1 tRNA gene and 1 rRNA gene are annotated in these 311 nt (G+C 39.2%); both read left to right on the top strand.

Going from position 1 to position 311, the window contains the following annotated elements:
• Positions 1–72: ribosomal RNA gene (locus ACK2WN_RS12365) — 23S ribosomal RNA — on the top strand; the annotation flags it as partial.
• Between the two features lie 131 nt (positions 73–203).
• Positions 204–290 (top strand) — tRNA-Leu (locus ACK2WN_RS12370).
• Positions 291–311 lie beyond the last annotated feature (21 nt).

Genomic DNA, 311 nt, shown 5'->3' on the forward strand with positions numbered 1-311 from the left:
TTGATAGGTCGGAGGTGGAAGTGCAGTAATGTATGCAGCTTACCGATACTAATAGGTCGAGGACTTGACCAAGAAAATATTTGGTAATTTGATTAATATGTATGTAGTTTTGAAAGTATAATACTTTTGAAAAAAATATTGACACTTTCAAATGAATATGTTAATATAATACTTGTCCTTAACAAGAAAAGAGGGCAAAATAAGCCGAAGTGGCGGAACTGGCAGACGCACAGGACTTAAAATCCTGCGGGACTTATCCTCCCGTACCGGTTCGATTCCGGTCTTCGGCACTTATACAATATCGCGGGGTG

The organism is Peptacetobacter sp. AB800, from assembly GCF_047807365.1.
GTDB lineage: Bacteria > Bacillota > Clostridia > Peptostreptococcales > Peptostreptococcaceae > Peptacetobacter.